Here is a 20,699-nt window from a genome sequence, read left to right as displayed (position 1 = left end):
CATAAGCTGGCTCGGTTTTCGCAACAGTTTCGCTTTGAGTACCGTGTGGTTCCACAGAATTGTCCCCGGCGAGAAAAAATATCAAGGACCGATCTTACGGCCGAATAAGCTCTCGTCAGGATGGGTTGTGCCGGCCGAAGCCGACACAACCCCGTCCTGGGAGGACCTGCTGCGCATCATGGACATTGAAGCGGCAGCGATGCCTGACGCCTGCGCGTCAGGACTTTCCAAGCCGCCAGCACATACCGGGCTCGGCCGCGTTCTGGGGCGTGATCACTTTGAGGGTCGTGTAGATGGAACCCTTGGAGTCGCCCACTGTAGCTCCGGCCTGGAGAAGCCACTTCACCACTCCGGCCATAGTCATTGCTTGAGCGGGCACGTCGTAGCTGAAGTCCACGTCGAAGGTTCCGTCCGCGACCTTGTCACATGCGCCCCTCTGTTCGCCGCCCCCCGAAGTCGCCAGGAAAACCTGATCCTTCATACCGGCTTCGACGACAGCGGCACCGGTGCCGATATCCATCCCGTCCCAGAAGCCCACGATTCCGCACAGGTCGGGGTTCTGGCGTAGCACTGTCTGGGTAATACCTTTTGCTTTCGCGGCATCCCAGTCAGCCGCCTGGCTCGAGACCACCTTGATCTGAGGGTTGTCTTTGAGCACGTTCTGCACGCCGGTCAGCGTAAAGGCGCTTGAGGCCGAAGACGTCGGGCCCTGCACTATCGAGATCTTGCCGGATTTACCCTTGCAAGCCTCGACCACGGCCGAGGTCGCGCGCTCGCCGACTTCGACCCAGTCGGCTCCGACATACACCGTCGACTGGTAGACGGAGCGCATATTGACCTGAACGACCTTGATGCCTTCCGCCTCCGCCTTTTTCAAAAGCTTCGCGTAGGTTTGCAGGTCGGCATTGTGCACGATGAGCACATCGGGCTTCGCCGCGATCAGGGTTGTCAGCGCTTGGGCTCCAGCATTGGAATTCCAGTTTGGATCGCGGACAATCAGCTCGATCCCGTAAGGCTCAAGTTCCCGCTTCAAACCCTCCTGCCACCCAAGGGCCAAATCGAAGCTCAGGGCGATCGGAAGGAATGCGACCTTCTTTCCCTTCAACTTCTCCAAATATTGCGCGCGTAGCGGATCGTCTAACCCGTCCGCATGACTGATTGACACAGTCGCCTGAGAGCTTATTGCCGCCATAGCAGTGAAACACAATGCTAACGACCAGTTTCTGAATGCGTATTTCATATCATCCTCCCTTGCTAGAATAACGGCGCCCAAAAGGCCGGTCCCCACTAAACATCGCCTTGCTGGGCGGTCTCCTCGTTTCGTGGGTTGATTTTTGTATCGACGAGAAGAGCGATCAGAAGAACGATGCCCTTGATGATGTTCTGCGCCGAATACGAGATATTCAGGATCGTCATGCCGTTGATCAGGGTGCCGATGAAGACCGTACCCAGGATCACGTTGGGAACGCCGCCGCGCCCACCGCTCAGGCCGATACCGCCCAGAACGACGACCAGGATCACGTCGTAGATCAGCGTCGAATTATAGATTCGCGTCGGCATGCTGCTGATCGACGCCGCCATGACGATGCCGGCAAAGGCCGCGATCAGACCGGCAAGCACATATTGGAAGACGATTGTCGGTCGCGTCGGAATGCCGGCGGTTCGTGCCGCATGGGGATTGTCGCCTATGGCGTATATGAAGTTGCCGACCTTGGTCTTCTTCAGAAAAATGGCGATTGCAATTACCGCCAAAGCGAACATGAACACCGGCTTGGGCACACCCAACAAGTCACCCCGTCCTACCCAAGCGATGACATCAAGCTCCGGGCTCCATTGCACGACGTCGAGCGTGAAGAACGCCGACTGGCCCAATCCCGCAAGGAATATGCCCGCGCCAAGCGTCGTGTAGAGCGAAGGGACCTCGGCATACGCCACGAACCATCCGACGATAAGCGAGAATAGGATCACGAGCCCAAGCGCTGCCAGGAAGGCCATGGGCACCGAGTGCCCATCCTGTACCATCTGAAGGACAAGGCCGGGCGGCACCGCGAGCATGGAGACCGTCGAGAGATCGATACCGCGGCCGATAACTATGATCGCCATCGAAAGCCCGAGAATGCCCAGAATCGAAACGTTCTGAAGCAGCGCTATCAAATTGAGCTCCGTCAGGAACCCAGGGAGAAGAACCGAAAACGTCAGAAACATAAGAATGAATATGACAACGACGATCCAGAACTGGCTGAACTTTAGAGCTTTCAGCTTCATGACAGCGACAGCCATTAACGTCATCCTCCCTCAATTTCCTCGCGAGCACTTGTACCTGTCGCCACTCACGGCAGCAGGACGCAACTAGCCTTCGGAGTTCACAACGCTTGGCAGCCGCATCACGAACGGTGAGGGTACGCCGCGTTTCGTATTGATGAACACACTTTTGGCTTCCAGATATTCCCGTATGGCCTCCTTGCCGTTCTCGCGTCCGATGCCGGAATTCTTGAAGCCGCCGAAGGGGGCAAGATAGCTGACGACGCGATAGGAATTGACCCACACGGTTCCAGCCCGCAGTTTCGCCGGCATGTTGATTGCCCGTTCCAAGTTCTGCGTCCATATGCCGGCCGCGAGGCCGTAAAGTGTATCGTTCGCGATCTGGATGGCTTCTTCGTCCGACCTGAAGCGGATTACCGATAGAATCGGCCCGAAGACCTCTTCCTGCGCGATGCGCATGCTGTTCCTTACTTCGGTGAAGATCGTTGGCTTGACGAACAGCCCGTTGCCCAGCCCTTCAACGCGTTCGCCTCCCAGTACGCATTTGGCGCCCTCGCGTTTGGCGATGTCGATATAGGCGAGAACCTTTTCAAATTGGGGTCCAGTGGCGATCGGACCGACATCGGTGTCTTCGGACATCGGGTCGCCAAGCCTGGCACTACCCGCGAAAGCAACAAGCTTCTCCACGAAGGTATCGTGGATGCTGTCGTGGACCAGCAGACGCGAGCCTGCCATGCAGGTTTGACCGGCCGCGGCGAAAATGCCGGCTACCGCGCCCTTGACCGCGTCGTCGAGGTCTGCGTCCTCGAAGACAATGTTTGGCGACTTGCCACCCAACTCCAGGGAGATACGCTTGAAGGATTTTGCAGCCGCCTGGTAGACGGCACGCCCGCCGCCTTCGCCGCCCGTGAAGGCGATCCGTTCTACCAGAGGATGATTGACCAGGGCCTCTCCGACCTCGTTGCCCATGCCGGTGACGACATTGATGACGCCCGGAGGGAAACCAGCTTGCTCGAAGAGTTGGGCCAGATAGAGCATCGATGCTGAGGAATATTCAGACGGCTTGACTACAACTGTGTTACCAGCGGCAAGTGCGGGAGCAAGCTTCCATACTGTGAGGACGAGCGGCGAGTTCCACGGCGAGATTGCAGCGACCACTCCTATTGGCTCATAGCGGATGTAGTGCATCATCCCGGGCCGCTCGGGTGGCGTCACGGCGCCTTCCACCTTGTCGGCCAAGCCCCCATAATAATAGAACCACTCCGGGAGATAGTGCATCTGGGCGAGCATCTCGGCGAGCAGCTTGCCATTGTCGCGAACCTCCAGTTCCCCGAGCTTCTCCGCGTTTGCGGCGACGAGGTCACCGAGCCTATAGAGTAGACGCCCGCGTTGGGTGGGCGTCATCTCCGCCCACACTCCGGTTGTGAAGGCGCGATGCGCAGCGCGGACCGCTTCATCAACGTCTTGAGCCGTGCCGCGCGGCACCCGAGACCAGACCAGCCCGGTATATGGATCAGTGCTGTCGAAATACTCGCCACCCGCCGGCGGCGTTGACTGCCCATCCACGTAAAGGGCGAGTGTTTCAATTTTTTCGCTGCGAACATACACGGGTGGCCATCTCCCCCTTGACACCTTTATCTTCCATAGCAGAAAATTTATCCGATGGAAGATAAATCTTTTATGGAAGATTCACGTCTTCGGTAGAAGACATCGCGAAAGGCAGTCGAAGTGTGGATGGCCGCCTTCAGAGAGCAGAATGTGACATCTGCGATGCCAGTGCGTAGAGTGACGCTGAAATTTTGAACCGGAATAGAGAATGAAAGCACCAGCAGCATCCGGAAGCGCCGGACAAGACGCCGTCAGCCGCGTGTTCGGCGATCGTGTCCGCACGATGCGCGAGCAGGCAAACCTTACTCTGGAGCAGTTCTCGAAGCTGTCCGGCGTAAGTAGGGCAATGCTGTCCAAGGTTGAGAGAGGCGAGAAAAGTCCAACGATCGGCGTAGCGAAACGTATTGCTCACGCTTTGGGCGCATCGTTTTCAGCCCTGCTCGGTGACGAACCTGCTTCGCGTCGTGCCTTTGCCTTGGTAACGAAGGACCAGAGGCAGGTATTTCGGGATCCGGAAACGGGATTCGAGCGCTTCCTGCTGTCTCCGATCATGGCCGGCATGACCGTCGAAGTTGTCTTTCATCGCCTGCCTGCCGATACCTCGACAGGCCGATTGCCGCCATACCCGTTGGCGACCGGCAAGCACGTCGTAGCTTCGCGCGGACGCGTAGTCGTGGGCACACCAGAGAATGAGACTGTTCTTGAGGAGGGCGATGCACTCTACTTCGAGGCTGATGTTGAGCATTGGTTCGAAAACCGGACCAACGAGCCAGCAGAGTACTACCTGATCATTTCGGCGCCCGCCCCCAACCGGCTCTCTTGAGCAGCTTGGCTTGGTTCTCAGATTCGACGGCTAAGGTAGGCGTCCCTGTGGCATTGCTTGGCCTGCCAACCTCGAACTGTGAATCGGCGTGCAAAATTGGACGCCGATCTGGGTCAGTTTTGGACGCCGTTTGACACTCGAACCAAGGGCTGCAAGACCTGAACCGCGAGCAGGTTCGCATGATGGTTGGCCTGCATCACGAAAGTTACGCCCGACCTGAGCGGGCCGGAGCCAAGCTCAGGGTGAGCCCGGCTACTTCATCTGGCCGAGATGCTCGACTTGTCGCCGTCGAAACGATCTACGCGGCCGCTCCGCAGTTCCTTGGCGAGGACCGAGCAAGAGGCGGACGTCAGGTTCAAGCTTGTGATGCGAATGCTGGACCTGCCGGCCGAGACGGCACAGAATCTTATGATGTCGAGGACCTGTCGCCGGACCGCGCGGAGAACGCGGCCAAGCCGACCGACACGAAACGCCCAGGGCTGACTGGGCGCCGAAAGAGGAACCGGCGCACCGATAGGCAGGTCTCGACAGCAAGTCCCTCTTTCTTTCACGAACAGAAAATCGAGGCGGCTTACCCGGGGCGGTCCAGCCGGGCATTTTGTCCTAGCTGAGCGCATGGCCCCCAGGGTGCTCGAGTACGAAAACGCGCTCCGGTCAGTTCTTTTTGGCAGGTCAGCCTATTATTCTCACTGTCTGGGATGGCCTGAATTCAAAGTAGATCCAGGCGCTGAACGTCGCCGCTACCAATTTTCGTTACCCCTTTGTTGAGTTGGTTCAGTAAGACTGCTCAAGCATGTCCCGATACTGGTCAGCCGATGCTTCACGCGGGTTGGTCTTATGACTGTGATCCCGCAAGGCACCCTGCACGATATAGTCGAAATCGCTCCTTTCGACGCCTAGCTCCGAGAGCTTTGACGGCAGCCCGATGCTTGTCGTCAGGTGCTCGAGCGCGGTGACAACTTCGTCCTCAGACGACAGACCCATAGCCGCGGCCAGTCGGCTGTACTTGCCTTCCGCCACCGCCGTTTCTGCAGTGCGGTTAAAGCGCAGCACCGTCGGCATGAAGATGGCATTCAACGTGCCGTGATGCAGGCGGGGATTGAGTCCCCCGAGCGCATGGCTCAGGCTGTGGACGCAACCAAGGCCTTTCTGGAAGGCCATGGCCCCCATGGTGGCCGCGATGCTCATGTTGAGGCGGGCGGCGCGGTTGCCGGGTTCCAGGGTCGCCCGTGCGATATTGCTCCAAGCCCGTTTCAATCCCTCAAGCGCAATGCCATCAGCGGGAGGATTGAAGGATGGCGCCAGGTAGGTCTCGATGCAGTGTGAGATCGCGTCCATCCCGGTCGCCGCCGTCAGCTTTGCGGGAAGGCTGAGGCTAAGCTCCGGGTCGCAAATGGCAGCCTTGGGAATGAGGAAAGGCGACAAAAGCGCAACTTTACGGCCGTCATCAAGAATGATAATCGCGCCCCGTCCAACCTCGCTCCCCGTACCGGATGTCGTTGGAATGGCAATCATCGGGAACGTGGCTCGCGTAATCTTGTCGATGCCACCCTCTATGGCCGCGAAGGTTGAGAGCGGACCGGTGTGAGCGGCAGCCACGGCGACAGCCTTTGCCAAGTCAATGGCAGAGCCGCCGCCTATGGCGATCAGCCCGTCGGACTTGTTTGTGGTGAACTGTGCAACGGCGGCGCGGACAGCGGCTTCGGTAGGGTTGCCGGGTGTTTCATCATAGATGCCGGACAATCCCTCACCCACAAGCCGATGAAGCTGTTCGACGAACCCGAGTTGCCGAACCCCTTTGTCAGTTACCACGAATGGACGTTGGATACCTGCCAGCGCCAGTTCCGATGTTACTTCAGTCAGAGCGCCATATCCGAACTGCACCCTTGTCACGTAATTGATCAGGCCCACAGCCTCCCCCTATCACTCTTGGTTATCGCCGAACCATTCCAAAATAAGGCAGGCATCGTTCCTTGCGCCTGGTTACATAAACGAACAACTGGAAGGGCGCTGTAAACCCGCATTCTGCCTATATTGCTATAACCAAGAGGCATACAAGCTGAGGTGGTGCCGGTTTTTGAGACCTGCTAAGGTAGGGTCGACTGATTAGAGGGACCATCCAGAATGAAGACACGCAGATGGTTTAGGGCCGAGTTCAAGGCCGCTTGAGGCGATCCGCCGCGAGCGTACGATTTCGGAGCTGGTGACGAAGCACCAGCATCACCCGAACCAGATCACGCAGTGGAAACGGCAGGCCATTGAGAATCTGGCCAAGGCGTTCAACGACGACAGGGCTGCGGATGCGCAGGTCGGCCGGGAAATCGAGGTGACGAAGCTTCACGCCAAAGTTGGCCAGCTCGTCGGCGAGCGAGATTTTTTGGCCAAGGCCTTCGATCGCTGAGCCTGAATCGGAGGAGAAGCATGATCGACCCCGATCACAGCTGGGCTCTCGATCCACCGCCAGTGCGAACCAGTCAATCTCGCGGGCGTGGTTCTATCGCCAGTCCGCCGGCAAGACGTCCGAGAACCTCGAACTGATGCGCGTCGTCGACGAGACCCTCATGGAAACGCCCTGGTATGGCTCTCGCCAGATAGCGCGACATCTGCGCCGCTAGGGCTAGTGCGTTGGCCGCAAGCGGGTCACTGCGGCTGATGCGCAAAATAGGCCTCTCTTCAATCTACCAGGCGCCGAAGACCAGCGAGCCGCATCCGCAACACCGTATCTATCTCTGCCTGTTACGGCATCTGAGCGTCGAGCGGCCGGATCAGGTCTGGTGTGCGGATCCGCCTTATATCCCGATGCGGCGCGGCTTTCTACCTCGTCGGCATCATGGACTGGTTCGGCCGCAAGGTGCTCGCCTGGCGATTGTCGAACACGATGGATGCCGACTTCTGCGTCGCCGCCCTCGAAGAGGCGATTGCCCGCCACGGCAGGCCCGACATCGTCAATACCGATCAGGGATCGCAGTTCACCAGCTTCGCCTTCACCACGACGTTGAAGGATGCCGGCATCCGCGTCTCCATGGACGGGCGTGGCCGTTAGGTGGACAACGTCTTCATCGAGCGGGTGTGGCGCAGCCTCAAGTATGAGTGCGTCTTCCTCCGCGCATTCGAAACGAGAAGCGAGGCGCGCAGCGGCATCGGTTGTTGGACTATTACAACCAGCTACGGCCACACTCGACGTTCGGCGGCAGGACGCCTGACGAAGTCTATCCTATGGGGGAAATGACGGAGCAGTTGGCGGCGTAGAAACAACCCCGATCCACCTTAGTCAAGCCGCCAAACTGTCCCATCCGGGTCCCCTCAAGCTGGAAGGTGATCAAAGAATTCAATTGTCCGCCGCAACCCTGGATACGGCGGACGTCGCTATTGCCGCGTGCAACTCTCCGGCTCAGAGACGGTAGATACGGCGCGCATTCTCGGAAAAGTATTTGGCCCTCTCGTCAAGCGTGTAGACCGCCATGATTCCGTCAATCAGGCCAAACCATTGCTCAAGGCCACCTGCGAGCTCCTGTACCGGATAATCGGAGCCATACATCACGCGGTCGAATCCAAACGCATCCACAACTTCGTGGACATAGCGTTCGATATTGGCCCTGTATGGTCCACCCGCCTCGGTGAGCAACCCCGATATCTTGACGCTGACGTTGTCCATGGTAGCTAGGCTCCGGATATGAGACCGCCAAGGTTCCCACCCCCCGCTAGCAATGAGCGGCTTCCCAATGTGATCAAGAACGAAGGTGACTTCCGGACAGAGCCGTACAAGCTTTACCATATTCTCCACATTGTACTCCGCACCGCATAGGTCATACGAGAACCCGTACTCAGGCAGGAGCTTAACGCCCTCGACAAAGGAAGGACGTATCGGGAAATCGAGGTCGGACTGAAAGGGCTTTTCGAAGAGGCGGCGCACGCCCACCACCTTCGGCATCGCAGCGAGACGATCGAGGTCTTCCCGTACAGCAGCACCACGCTCGAGAAGCGCATGGGCAACGATAGCTCCGAGTTTGGGCTGATCCTTGGCCTGGCTTGCAATCCATTCAGCCTCAGCCAGGGCCGACTTGTCTTCGATTCCGACTTCCACGAACACAAAACGCTCGAGATTGAAAACTTGCCGTGTCCGTGCGACATATTCGTCAATTGTATGCGCCTTTTCAATCTGGGGTACCCCAGACAGCCAGGGGTACAAGAACTTGGCCGGATCATAGATGTGGACGTGCGCGTCAATCACGCTAACTAATTCCTGTGTCATTCTTCCTCCTCACTCAATCATATGGCGTTCTATCGAACCCAGTGGCACCAGTCCGCAGACCCTACGCGTGCCAAGTTGGCGGCCGCACGCCCGGTCTGCCTAGCCGAACACAATATTGGCGTTAATGCACTTCGCATGCAACATGCAAGCGTCAAACGCCACTATGGACGCGGTATTTCTAGCTGTAAGAAGGCACCAGAAGTGGCAAGGGATCGCCTCAAGACATGACAACCACCAATCTCTCACTATCGCGTCGCGTCTACGACGTGCTCAAATGGAATATCGAAACGCAGCGCCTGCCCCCAGGTCTCATTCTTGAGGTGGCTGGGGTAGCTGATGCGTTTCAACTTAGCCGGACGCCTGTGTCTGTTGCGCTCAAGGCGCTTCACGAGGACAAGCTAGTGCTGGAGCGGCCGCGGCGCGGTTTCGTTGTGGGCAATGGCGAACCGTTTCGGCACGACCCGCAGGCCGCCGGATTGACCATCCCTGCAGAATTGCTCGAAAGCTTTGCGAACCGCAGCTGGCGGTCGCAATTCTATCCACAAGTCGAGCGCGAGATCGCGATTTGCCTGCCGTTCGGCCCTTTTGCCATCAGTGCCAGTGGCCTCGCCAAGCACAAGGCCGTCAGCAGGACCATCGCAAACGAAACACTCGTTCGCCTGGAGCGTCTGGGACTAGTGCGTCAGGAGCGCTCGCGCTGGTTTACCGAGTCCCTGACCCCTGCACGCCTTCGGGAGCACTATGAGCTCAGGTGGCTGCTTGAACCCGAAGCCCTTCGGCAAGCCAGTCCGTTTCTCGATCAGACTGTGCTGGCGGAGACAGCTGGGCGCGCCGAGCAATACCATGACCGAATCGACCAGCTGACCATTGAAGACGTTGATCAGATTGAGGAAGATCTCCATACGCGCATCGTCCTAACCTGTCCGAACAGGCAAATGGCGGAGACGATCCGGCGCAGCCAGTTGCCGCTGATGGCGACAACCCATTCCGCCCAATACGGCTCTGACCGCTCCATTCTGGAACTCACAATCTCAGAGCACCGGCGCGTACTGACGGCGCTGCTGAAGGGGGATATCGAGCATGCGGCCAGAGCGCTGGAAGAGCACTTGCGCAGATCCCACGTGACCGTTCGGGCGCTGCTTTTGAGTGGCGCGCTGCAATGGGAGCCACCACCTTACATGATACCGCAGCGTCCCGCCTCGATCTAGCCACGACACGCTCGCTGATCGCCACCATTCCGAAATGCATCTTGCATGCCGAATACATCTCTCCTATTACCCGTACTGGATACCGGGCGATCGATCAACAGCGTCGCGCGCCTCGCCCGGCCGGCCCACACCTAACGCGGACCGGTGTCGCGGCTTGCACCCCGCACGGTTGCCAATATGACGCGGGCGGCATGGCGAGTCAGGCAAAAGCGCGCGCGGCGCTGGACGGGAGGAAGAATGACTGCCTACGAAACCAGACGCCTCGGCGACACTAAGGTAGAAGTGACAATCATCGGACTCGGGATGGTTCCGCTGGCCGGCTTCAATGCAAAAACCTCCTATACCGACTGTGAGGATGTGATTAGGACGGCCTTCGCCGGGGGAGTTAAATACTTCGACTGCGCCCCCTTTTACGGCTACGGGAAGGCCGAGTACAACCTTGGGCACGCTATCCGCGAGCTCGGCATTCGTGATGACATAGTCGTCAGCACGAAAGTAGGTCGCCTGCTCAGAACGTTGAGCAAGTCCGACACGTCCAACGCAGCTTATGGAGAGCTGTGGACCGACCCGCTGCCCTTCAGGGATGTGTTTGACTATAGTTATGACGGCGTGATGCGCTCGTTTGAGGATAGTCAGGCTCGCCTGGCGATGGACTACATCGACGTTTTGCTCGTCCATGACGTCAGCCCCGACTGGCATGGCGAACGTGCCGACCACTATTGGCAGCAGCTTGGCGATGGCGGATTCCGCGCGCTCGACGAGTTGCGGCGCAGCGGCGCCGTTTCCGCGATCGGACTCGGTGTCAACGACACCGAAACCGTGGTCCGCGCCGCCAGGGAATTCGACATCGACTGCGCCTTGATTGCCGGACGGTACACGCTGCTCAACCATAAACCGCTGGAAGGCGCGTTCAGCGAGCTGCAACAGCGCAACGTGTCTGTGCTCGCCGGCGGTGTGTTCAATTCCGGGATTTTGGCAGCAGGCACACGGGGTCAGGGGGCGACCTACGATTACGGATCGGTTCCTGAAGACATTTTGCACAGGGTTGGCGTGATCGAGGAAATCTGCGCACGCCACCGCGTTCCATTGAGTTCCGCAGCCATAGAATTCGTGCTGATGCACCCGGCGGTGACGGCTGTTGTTCTGGGAGCCAAGAGCGTCGCAGAGACGAAGGAGAATCTCGCCTCGTCCTCGGCAAGGATCCCGGCGCAACTTTGGGTGGACCTGAAGGACGCAGGAATCATCCCCGATCTGGCCCCAGTAAAGGCCGACCAATAGAGACTAAGGGGCCATCGACCGGCGAACTGCCGGCCGATGGCCTTGGATTGGGAGGCCGCTTCTTCAGCCAGCCGTGTAGGCCGTCTTGACCACGGTGAAGAACTCGGAGGCATACTTGCCCTGCTCGCGCGAGCCATAGGACGAGCCCTTGCGCCCGCCGAACGGCACGTGAAAATCGACGCCGGCCGTCGGCACGTTGACCATCACCATGCCCGCCTCGGCATTGCGCTTGAAGTCCGTCGCATACTTGAGCGACGTGGTCACGATGCCGGCCGAAAGCCCGAACTGGGTATCGTTGGCTGTGGCCAGCGCTTCCTCGTAGTCCTTGACCTTGATCACCGCCGCCACCGGGCCGAAGATTTCCTCGCGGGCAATGCGCATCTGGTTGGTCGCGCCGGTGAACAGCGTCGGCTGCAGATAATAGCCGTCCTTGACCGATTGCACTCGATCGCCGCCGGCCGCAAGGGTTGCGCCTTCCCCCTTGCCGATCTCGATATAGTCGGTGTCCTGCTTGAGCTGACTGGAGTCCACCACCGGCCCGATCTCGGTGTTCTTATCTAGGGCATGGCCGACGCGCAAATTGACCGTGCGCTCAGCCAGCACCTTGACGAAAGTGTCGTGGATGCCTTCGGTCACGATGACGCGGCTTGACGCCGTGCAGCGTTGGCCGGTCGAGAAAAAGGCCGATTGCGCCACCGACTCCACCGCCACCTTGAGGTCGGCGTCGTCCAGCACCACGGTTGGGTTCTTGCCGCCCATTTCGAGTTGGAACTTGCGGCCGACCTTGATCGAGGCTTCTGCCACGCGTCTGCCGGTGCCAACCGAGCCGGTGAAGGTGATGGCTGTGACATCGGGGTGGTCGAGCAAGGTCTGCCCAACCACCGAGCCGCGGCCCATCACAAGATTCAGTACGCCCTTTGGCAGCCCATTGCGATGCAGGATATCGACGATGGCCCAGGTCGAGGCCGGCACCAAGTCTGCCGGCTTGATGACGACCGTGTTGCCGTAGGCCAGCGCAGGTGCGACCTTCCAGGTGGGGATGGCAATCGGGAAGTTCCATGGCGTAATGATACCGATGACGCCGATCGGCTCGCGCGTGATATCCACCGTCAAACCCGGCCGCACGCTGGGCAGAATTTCGCCAGCAAGCCGCAGCGTCTCACCGGCAAAGAAATCGAAGATCTGCGCGGCACGCATCACTTCACCCATGCCCTCGGGCAGCGTCTTGCCCTCTTCGCGGCTTAGCAATTCGCCAAGTTCGGCCCTGCGTGCCAGGATTTCCTGGCTGGTCTTGGACAAAATGGCATGTCGCTCCAGAATGCCGGAGTGCGACCATGCCGGGAAGGCCGCTTTGGCCGCTGCGATCGCCTGCTTGGTCTCCTCGGCCGAGGCGCGAGCATAAACACCGACGACATCCGAGATGTCGGAAGGATTGATGTTCTCTACGCCCTCGGTCCCAACCCAGTCTCCATCGATCAGGTTCTTGTGCAGTTCAGTCACAGCATTTCTCCGTGGAACCGTGTGGACCTATAGCCGAAACTGATGGTGGGCCGTCTTGTTCTTTTCCACATATTCCCAGTCATAGTCGACGCCGAGACCAGGACCGTCCGGGACAGGAACGCACCCGTCGGCGCCCACCCCGGTGAGTTGATCATCGTAACCACAAGCGTAAACGGGAGGAACGAGGTTCGGCATATCGGGCCCAATCAGGGCCATTTCGTAGAAGTGCGTGTTGCGCAGCGCGGCGACACACGCCCGGTGGGCCGGTCCGCACGCGTGCACCTGCACATCCATGCCGATGGCTTCGGCAAAATGCGCGACCTTCATCATGCCGGTGATCCCAAGGTCGTACTCCGGGTCGATATGCATCATGTCGCACCCTCCGGCGAGGGCGAATGCCGCTTTCTGCTCAACGCTGCGCACATGTTCCGATACGAGCATCGGGGTCTTCAGGTTCTCGCGCAGCATCTTCTGACCAACGACCGACACGCCACTGTCGCGATACGGATCCTCGAACCAGAAGCATGCATTGTCGTCGCAGGCCCGGCCTACATAGAGCGCATCCTGGTATGTCCGCAATTCGCAGGCCGGGTCGACCATGATTTCCATGGAATCGCCGACAGCCTTCCTGACCTCTGTGATGACAGCGGCCTCGCGACGCTTGTCTCCGTCATGCCAGCCGTGGATCTTGAAGCCTGGCATACCACGTTCGCGGCACGACACCGCGAAGTCGGCGTATGCCTCCTTTGTATCGAGCCCGCCGGGCGTATTTTGGCCGTGGTGACTGCTGGCATAGGTCGGAAGTCGGGATTTGCTGGCACCTAACAGGCTAGCCAACGATGCTCCGTACTTGCGCCCGTAAAGGTCCCAAAGCGCGATGTCCAATGCTCCGTGCCCCATGTGGTCGTAGGCTCGCGCTTCACGTTTGAGATCGTCATAGATAGCTTCTCGATGCTCGGGGTCGCGACCAAGCAGCGTTGGCGCAAGCATGACAGTTTGTCCCAACGCCGAGGGCGTTCCCACCCAGTGGGTTACGTAGCGTCCCTCCAGCCCGTCATTCGTGCGAAGGGCGACGGCATAGCGCATTACCTTCAAGACAGCGCCGTGTTCATAAACCATGTTCGAAACGCCCATGGTACGGCTTTCGCCAAGGGAAAGCTCCGGCACTTCGAACGTGAAGGGAATGACGTCAACTTCAGTTATCTTTGACATGGCACCATTTTCTAGTTGGGCCCGAACAGTATCGGGGAGGAAAGACTGACGAAGGGTAAGTAGGCAACGATAAACAGCGCCACGATCAGTGCGCCGAATTTCCGGATCAGGGGGCCATTGCTCTTCGCCACCGGGACGTCCCCTATCACTGCACGCAATGAGGACGAGAACGGCAACGAGCGGCGTGAGACACCGAGCACGTCCCCGTCCCAATTTGGACTGATTGCGATGGTTTTCTTGCTGGCGCGAGACACGTTGAGGAGGCTCCGGGTGTGGGGGCAATCAGGCGGCGCACGCTGTCAGTCCATGTGGAAGTTTTCTTCCATCATGGCCCACCATTCACCGCCCTTTCGGGTGGCAACCGGCTCCTGCATTGGATCGGTAACCGCCCACCAACGCTTCATTGCCGGGCTCGCCGCCAGTTTGGCCGAATCTGCACTGTAGTCTTCGCCCACATATTCCCAGTAGCCGAAGAGGATATTTTCCGGCTGCTTCAGGAAGATGGTATAGTTCGTGATATTGCAGGCCGAGATGACTGCCGCGACCTCAGGCCAGATCGCTGCGTGGATGCGATTGTATTCCTCGATCTGATCGGCCCTGATCCCGATCATCATGCCCATTCGTTTCACGAGCGACCTCCTGTTTATCGTGGCCTGTAAGGGTGAGTTGAGTTCGTTGGGCTATTCAATGCTTGGCGACGACGTCCTGTGCCGCATGGATAGCTGACATGATCGCCCGGCTGGCGTTGTCATAGCGGCGGTCATTCACGTACTCGCCGCAGATCCGGAAGGCGTGGAAAATGAGGATCCGGTCCGCTAGCGCAACCATTTCCGGCATGTCGCTCGAGATAAGCAATACCGACTTCCCATTATCGACCAGTTTGTAGATCAGCTCCTGGATCTGAGCCTTTGCCTTGATGTCGATGCCAACGGTCGGCTCGTCGATGATCAGGATGTCGACATCCGCAGCAAGCCATTTGGCGAGCGAGACCTTTTGCTGATTGCCGCCTGACAAATTGCCAACGAGCTGCTCCAGATTCGGCGTTCGTATCTCAAGTTGCCGGGACAGCGGTGCCGCAACCTTGCGCTCGTCGCTTGCTGTCAGGAAGCCTAAAAGGCCCGCGATGCGGTCCCATACCGTGATCGCGACGTTAGACCGGATGGGGTGTGAAAGGATAACCCCCTCAAACTTCCGGTCTTCGCTGACGTACCCCATTCGATAGCGCTTTGCCGCCTGTTCGATCGAATGGATGCGAACTGGTTTGCCGTCCACGAGAACTTCACCCGCCGTGATGGCGTCTTTGCCAATCAAGGCGCGTGCAAGCTCCGTTCGTCCCGCACCGACCAAGCCATAGAAGCCAAGAACCTCGCCCTTGTGCAGTTTGAAATTAACCCCTGCATGGCCTTTCGCCGTCGAGACCTCACGGGCCTCCAGCTTGACCTGACCCAGATCAGGTTGGCCTACACGGGGTTCTACGACCCGCTCCGCACGTCCAATCATGGCTTCAATCAAGGTCTGGCGCGTCATGCCCACTGTGGGCGCACCCATGAGAGTTGTATGCCCGTCTCGAAGCACCGTTACCCGGTCGCATATAGACAACACCTCCTCCAGCTTATGGCTGACGAACAGGATGGCCGTGCCATGGTTTCGGAGCTGCCGGACGAGCTTGAAAAAGATCTCAGTCTCGCCGGACGTCAGTGATGCTGTCGGCTCGTCAAGCAGGAGGACCTTAGCCTCGTGGCTCAGCGCCTTGGCGATTTCCACCATCTGCATCTGCGCAACCGAAAGTCGTCTAACCTCGGTGGAAGGATCGACGTCCAGACCGACCTTCTGTAGATGTTGCTTCGCCTCCCGGTTGATGCGGTCAAAGTCCACCAGACGGCCCTTGGTGGGAAGCTGCTCAAGCATGATATTTTCTGCGACCGAGAATGCCGGAATGAGGTTCCGCTCCTGATGGACGGCGGAGATCCCCAGGCGAATAGCCTCGCGGGTGTTTGCGAGGGTGATCTCAGTATTGTCTAATTGGATTCTTCCGCCGTCCGGCTTTTGCACGCCGGTTATGATCTTGATGAGCGTCGACTTGCCAGCACCGTTTTCTCCCATCAACGCATGCACTTCACCCTGGTTAAGGATCAAGGAGGCATCGCTAAGAGCGCGAACACCGGGAAACGACATCGAAACGCCCGAAACCGTGAGCATCAATCAATGTCCCCCGCACGAACCGCGCGATACCGGTTCACACCTACTGCCACCAAGATCAGCGTGCCAAGAAGAAAGGTGACCCAATAAGGGTCAACAGCGAGGAGTACCATAGCATTCTGGATAAGACCTATCAGGAAGACAGCGATTACTGTGCCGATGATGGAAATTGAACCGCCCGATAGCACCGCGCCGCCGATAATGGGCGCCGCGAACGACAGTATGAGCCAATCCGAGCCAATTGTAGGCTGGGCCGAGCCAAGCTGGGCGACAGCCAAAATGCCAGCCAGAGCAGCCAAAAATCCGGAAATGACATGCGCGGTGGTGACGGCACGATCCGCAGAAATACCAGACAGTTGCGCGGCGTGGCTGTTCCCACCTACCGCGAGCAGATACCTACCCGTTTTTACTCGGGTAAAGAAGACGGTAAGGATGATAGTAACGATCAGAGGAACGATCAGCAGTAAGGGGAAGAGTCCGATTCGGCCATTGCCGAAGGCCACAAAGTCTACAGGCATATCATAGAATGGGATCGCTCTGGTGATGCCCATGTTGATGCCGGTAAAGCCGGACGCAGTGGCCAACGTTACGATAAAGCCGTTGATCCCGGTACGCACTGTGAGCCAACCGTTCAGGAAGCCGGCAAAGCCGCCTGCTGCCAACGCGATCATCACAGCGGGGACGGTCGGCACTTGCCAGTAGTCCATGAGCCCGCCGACCGTGATCGCGACGAGCCCGCCGAGGGCACCGACAGACAGATTCATCTGGCCCACGCCCAGCATCACCATTTGGCTGAACGCAACCAGCAGCGACACGCAAATGCTTCGCAGCATGACGAACCAATTGAATTCAGTCCTGAATTCCGGGCTGATGATGGCCAGGGCCAAACCACCAACCAGAACGACTGCCAGGGTGCCGGCCCATTGGGTCCGCGCGGCAATGGAAAAGACCTTGTTCACGCTAAGCGCGCCTGTCTGCGGGTTATCAGAGTGTTGCGGTAGCGTTCGACAATAATGGCGGACAAAAGGAACATCCCGAGGAACAACTGAAGCCAGAAGTTCCCGATCTGAAGAAGGAGCAGACCGCTCCGTATGGTGGATACCAGCAGCGAACCAAGCATCGTGCCGATAACCGACACCGCGCCTCCGGCGAGGGAGGTCCCGCCGATGATGGGCGACAAAAAGGAAGGAAGCAGCCAATCATCGCCTGCGGCTGCTGCCATTGCGGCCGAATTCTTAGCGGTCAGCATTATAGCCGCAGCAGCTGCCAGAACACCTGACAGCACGTGCGCCAACACGATCATTCGCTTGACGGGGATCCCCGACATTTCCGCCGCACGGGAGCTCGCTCCAACTGCCAAGATATTGCGCCCCAGAACGCTGTGCTTGAAGAACCCGAACAGCATGGCGCCAATCAAAATGGCGACGATGGCCAAGGATGGCACTCCCGCAATGTCCGATTTCCCAAAGGCACCAAATTCCCGCGGTAGACCATTCAGGGGAGCTCCCTTGGAAAATATCAGCATCCCACCGGTGAACAGGCTTGAAGTCGCTAGGGTCACGACGAAGCTGTTGACGCCGGTGCGGGTGATACCGAAACCATTCAGCCAGCCCAGCGCCGCGCCGAACGCCAGCGTCGCGGGCAGGGTGACAAAGATGGGAAGGCCCAGCGTCTGGAGTAGGAAGCCCGTCATCATAACACAACACACCCCGATGGCGCCAACAGCCAAACTCATCCCGCCTGTGGCAAGCACGACCATTTGGCTGAGACCAACTACCACATCGATCGCTACCGACCGACCAAGCGAGTTCAGGTTAAAACGCGACAGAAATCCGGGAGCTGCAAGCGAAAACACCAGCCACAGCACCACAAGGATGGCAAACAAACCCATTTGGTTCGAGCCGCGCGACAACTGATCGGCGAGCCAGGATAGCGGCGATCTGTTCGCCGCTATCATTCTGTTCGGGGCGGACACTGTGGACACTCCTCTGACCTCCCGATTCATCAGGCCGCGGGAATAACTCACGGGCAGACGAGGTACGTGTCTTTGAACGATGACTGCAGCTTGCTCGTCAACGCGACCAGATCCGCGCGGTAGGTTTCGAGGTTTTCCGCGCTGAGCAACATCGAGCCTGAGTCGATGAGATGGGCGGTCTGCGGCGTTTTGATCCAAGGCGCATCAACCTTGACCGTGCAACCCTTTGCCATCAGATCAAGTGCGTAGGCGCCGATGTATCCTTGGCCATAGGGATTTTGCAGCATGGTGCCGGCAACAAAGCCATCCTTGATGCCGTCGAGCACGATCTGGTCATCGTCGATTCCTATGAACTTGATCCGCTTGTCGCCAAGGCTGCGCAGGGCGTTAGTCGTCACCACTGTTGAGACATAGCCCGTGGCGATGATGCCATCGATCTGGTCCTTGGATCCAGCCAGCAGAGCGTTAACCTTCTGGTCGCCGAGTTCCTGGCTGTCGGTATCACCGATGGTCTGAAACAGCGTCACTGCGCCGTTAGTCTCGGCGACGGCCCGCTCCACCGCTTCAATACGAACCTTGGTATTGGGGCTTACAAGAAGCCCTGCCATGTGGACAATCGCCCCTTTACCACCGATGGCTTTGATGAGCGCCTTTGTGCCGACGTAGGCTGCGGTACCGTCATCCGTTGCTAGGCAAAAGCCCACATCGGTGGGGTCGGTCGCGCAGCCGCCTAGCGCCACGGAAGGGATCCCGCCGCCTGAAAGCTCGGACAGCGTCGAATTAATGCCGACCGTGTCCCCCGGATACAGCCCGAAACCGTTGTAACCCTGGGCAGCAAGGCTTTGCAAGAGCTCGATCTGACGCTCCAGTTTCCATTCGGATGGCACTTGGTAGACTACGGACGCGATGCCGAAGTTAGCTTGCGCGTCTGCAGCCGCTTTTTTCCACGGCGCGAAGTACGGATGCGGCCCGCCTGCCACGAGCGCAATCCGGTTGTCCGACGCGGATGCCGAAACAGGTAAAACTAACGGGCATGCGGCCAAAAGCATAAAAGTGGCCGTGATGGCGCGACGATCCATTGTTTCCTCCCATAGATTTATCCCTGCGCCAAAAAATAGGAGACCCAACCCTCTGTAAATCCATCATTTACACATATCGCTATAATCGAATAGCATACCTGAATGCGAACCGTTTCAAACCCTCTGACGCAGCTTACGCTACGTCAAATGCTGCTGCTTTCCATCATTGAGGAAAGCGGATCTCTCAAGCAAGCGGCCCAGCGAGTGGGCATGAGCCAGCCCAGAGCGAGCAAGTCCGTCCAGGAAATGGAGGAGCTTATGCAGCAAAAGCTCTTCGTCCGCAGTAATCGCGGCGTCCTTCCGACCGAGGCCGGGACTTGCGTGATCCGACACGCCAAGCTGATGACCTATCAAATCAGTAATTTGCAGGAAGAACTCGGCAATATAAAAGACGGGACGTGGACCAAGCTCAGGATTGGCACGATCATGGGTGCCGTACCGATCGTGACCGAGTCAATCCGGAGATTTCTCCGAACACATACGAGCGCATCATTCGAAATCCTGGAGGACACGAGCGTCGAGCTCCTGCGCCTGTTGGATCAAGGCGCCCTGGACTTGGTGGTCGGACGAAGCTCGGTGAGTCAGAACCCGGCGCTCTACGAGGTTTCCGCCTTCCACGACGAACTGCTTACCGTCGTGGCCAATCCCCGCCATCCGCTAGTCGGAAAAAAGGCGGTGGAGTTGGAGGACCTCATCCAATCTCGCTGGATTGTCTATACGGCTGCTATGCCGATGCGTGTCTCGCTGGAGCACGAGTACCGCCAAGCTGGTCTGGCGTTTCCTCGCACTTTGATAGAGACGAGGTCCGCTTTCACGACCATGACACTCATCCAATGCAGTCCTAACTATATCGCATTGCTCTCCGCCGATGTAGCCGGGTTCTTTGTGAACTTCGGCATTGCACAGATCTTGCGCCTGCAACTGCGTTCTAAGAGCGAGCCTTACGAAGTGATAACGCGGCGCAGCGCAATCCCGCCAAACGTTGTGAGTGATTTCATTGCCGAGCTTACCTCCGGTGGGCAACAGTAAGCTCCCACAGGCGTGCGGTGCGGCAATCAAAGGTGGGAGCGCGGCGCGTCGCAGGATGAGAACGCCGGTGGCTTGAGATGCCGGGAGGGGGCAGCCGTTGCGCATGTTGCCGGCGCTCTCTCACCGGCCAGATGGTGATCACCACGCCCTTGCCGTCATGCTGAGCTTGATGCTTTGCTCAGCACGTGCATCTCGTCAATCCGGTGCATGAGCGCGAGGTCGGCCGCCGACGCTGGGCGCGGCAGGGTAATAGACGCTGCCCCGGCCGATGCAG

Annotated in this window: 16 protein-coding genes and 1 pseudogene; 5 read left to right on the top strand and 12 right to left on the bottom strand. The window is 58.5% G+C overall.

Going from position 1 to position 20,699, the window contains the following annotated elements; translation table 11 throughout:
• Positions 1-217 precede the first annotated feature (217 nt).
• The 3 genes from NKI24_RS20125 to NKI24_RS20115 all read right to left on the bottom strand — a co-directional run bounded on the left by NKI24_RS20125 (position 218) and on the right by NKI24_RS20115 (position 3,849).
• Complete coding sequence (locus NKI24_RS20125; RefSeq protein WP_352747750.1) at positions 218-1,240, bottom strand: sugar ABC transporter substrate-binding protein; 1,023 nt, start codon at positions 1,238-1,240, stop codon at positions 218-220.
• Between the two features lie 47 nt (positions 1,241-1,287).
• The gene (locus NKI24_RS20120; protein WP_352747748.1) at positions 1,288-2,280 is read right to left on the bottom strand and encodes an ABC transporter permease; all 993 of its coding nucleotides are present in this window, start codon (positions 2,278-2,280) and stop codon (positions 1,288-1,290) included.
• Positions 2,281-2,349: 69 nt separating this feature from the next.
• Positions 2,350-3,849: an aldehyde dehydrogenase gene (locus NKI24_RS20115; RefSeq protein ID WP_352747804.1), complete on the bottom strand. Its 1,500-nt coding sequence runs from the start codon at positions 3,847-3,849 to the stop codon at positions 2,350-2,352.
• A gap of 229 nt (positions 3,850-4,078) precedes the next feature.
• On the opposite strand from NKI24_RS20115, the gene NKI24_RS20110 reads away from it, so the two are divergent.
• Positions 4,079-4,693, top strand: a complete 615-nt coding sequence (locus NKI24_RS20110; RefSeq protein ID WP_352747745.1) for a helix-turn-helix domain-containing protein — start codon at positions 4,079-4,081, stop codon at positions 4,691-4,693.
• Between the two features lie 774 nt (positions 4,694-5,467).
• Here NKI24_RS20110 and gbd read toward each other — a convergent pair.
• Positions 5,468-6,604 carry a 4-hydroxybutyrate dehydrogenase gene (gene gbd / locus NKI24_RS20105; protein ID WP_352747742.1) on the bottom strand — a complete coding sequence of 379 codons (1,137 nt, stop codon included), beginning with the start codon at positions 6,602-6,604 and terminating at the stop codon, positions 5,468-5,470.
• A 262-nt stretch (positions 6,605-6,866) separates the two neighbouring features.
• Here gbd and NKI24_RS20100 point away from each other — a divergent pair.
• A pseudogene (locus NKI24_RS20100) lies at positions 6,867-7,942 on the top strand (IS3 family transposase).
• 142 nt (positions 7,943-8,084) lie between these two features.
• Here NKI24_RS20100 and NKI24_RS20095 read toward each other — a convergent pair.
• Positions 8,085-8,945 carry an amidohydrolase family protein gene (locus NKI24_RS20095; RefSeq protein ID WP_352747739.1) on the bottom strand — a complete coding sequence of 287 codons (861 nt, stop codon included), beginning with the start codon at positions 8,943-8,945 and terminating at the stop codon, positions 8,085-8,087.
• Between the two features lie 224 nt (positions 8,946-9,169).
• Between NKI24_RS20095 and NKI24_RS20090 the strand changes: the two genes are divergently transcribed.
• Both NKI24_RS20090 and NKI24_RS20085 read left to right on the top strand, forming a co-directional pair.
• Positions 9,170-10,153, top strand: coding sequence for a GntR family transcriptional regulator (locus tag NKI24_RS20090; RefSeq protein WP_352747737.1), 984 nt, complete (start codon positions 9,170-9,172; stop codon positions 10,151-10,153).
• Positions 10,154-10,390: 237 nt separating this feature from the next.
• The gene (locus tag NKI24_RS20085; RefSeq protein ID WP_352747734.1) at positions 10,391-11,431 is read left to right on the top strand and encodes an aldo/keto reductase; all 1,041 of its coding nucleotides are present in this window, start codon (positions 10,391-10,393) and stop codon (positions 11,429-11,431) included.
• 63 nt (positions 11,432-11,494) lie between these two features.
• Here NKI24_RS20085 and NKI24_RS20080 read toward each other — a convergent pair whose 3' ends face one another.
• From NKI24_RS20080 to NKI24_RS20050, 7 genes are all read right to left on the bottom strand, one after another.
• A complete protein-coding gene (locus tag NKI24_RS20080) occupies positions 11,495-12,931 on the bottom strand; it encodes an aldehyde dehydrogenase family protein (protein ID WP_352747731.1) in 1,437 nt (478 codons plus the stop codon).
• A gap of 27 nt (positions 12,932-12,958) precedes the next feature.
• Positions 12,959-14,143, bottom strand: coding sequence for an enolase C-terminal domain-like protein (locus NKI24_RS20075; protein WP_352747729.1), 1,185 nt, complete (start codon positions 14,141-14,143; stop codon positions 12,959-12,961).
• 299 nt (positions 14,144-14,442) lie between these two features.
• Positions 14,443-14,772: an L-rhamnose mutarotase gene (locus tag NKI24_RS20070; protein ID WP_352747727.1), complete on the bottom strand. Its 330-nt coding sequence runs from the start codon at positions 14,770-14,772 to the stop codon at positions 14,443-14,445.
• Between the two features lie 55 nt (positions 14,773-14,827).
• Positions 14,828-16,342, bottom strand: a complete 1,515-nt coding sequence (locus NKI24_RS20065) for a sugar ABC transporter ATP-binding protein (RefSeq protein WP_352747724.1) — start codon at positions 16,340-16,342, stop codon at positions 14,828-14,830.
• Complete coding sequence (locus NKI24_RS20060; protein ID WP_352747721.1) at positions 16,342-17,301, bottom strand: ABC transporter permease; 960 nt, start codon at positions 17,299-17,301, stop codon at positions 16,342-16,344. Before NKI24_RS20060 ends, NKI24_RS20065 begins: the two co-directional genes overlap by 1 nt.
• Positions 17,298-18,317 carry an ABC transporter permease gene (locus NKI24_RS20055; protein WP_352747718.1) on the bottom strand — a complete coding sequence of 340 codons (1,020 nt, stop codon included), beginning with the start codon at positions 18,315-18,317 and terminating at the stop codon, positions 17,298-17,300. The genes NKI24_RS20060 and NKI24_RS20055 overlap by 4 nt, the downstream gene beginning before the upstream one ends.
• Before the next feature lie 47 nt (positions 18,318-18,364).
• Entirely contained in the window at positions 18,365-19,396 is a 1,032-nt protein-coding gene (locus NKI24_RS20050) for a sugar ABC transporter substrate-binding protein (RefSeq protein WP_352747716.1), read from the bottom strand.
• 147 nt (positions 19,397-19,543) lie between these two features.
• Between NKI24_RS20050 and NKI24_RS20045 the strand changes: the two genes are divergently transcribed.
• The gene (locus NKI24_RS20045; protein ID WP_352747713.1) at positions 19,544-20,425 is read left to right on the top strand and encodes a LysR family transcriptional regulator; all 882 of its coding nucleotides are present in this window, start codon (positions 19,544-19,546) and stop codon (positions 20,423-20,425) included.
• Positions 20,426-20,699 lie beyond the last annotated feature (274 nt).

This window comes from Mesorhizobium sp. M0701, assembly GCF_040320365.1.
Taxonomy (GTDB): domain Bacteria; phylum Pseudomonadota; class Alphaproteobacteria; order Rhizobiales; family Rhizobiaceae; genus Mesorhizobium.
Note: the sequence above shows the minus strand (reverse complement) of the source record. Positions and strands in the feature narration are given on the sequence as shown.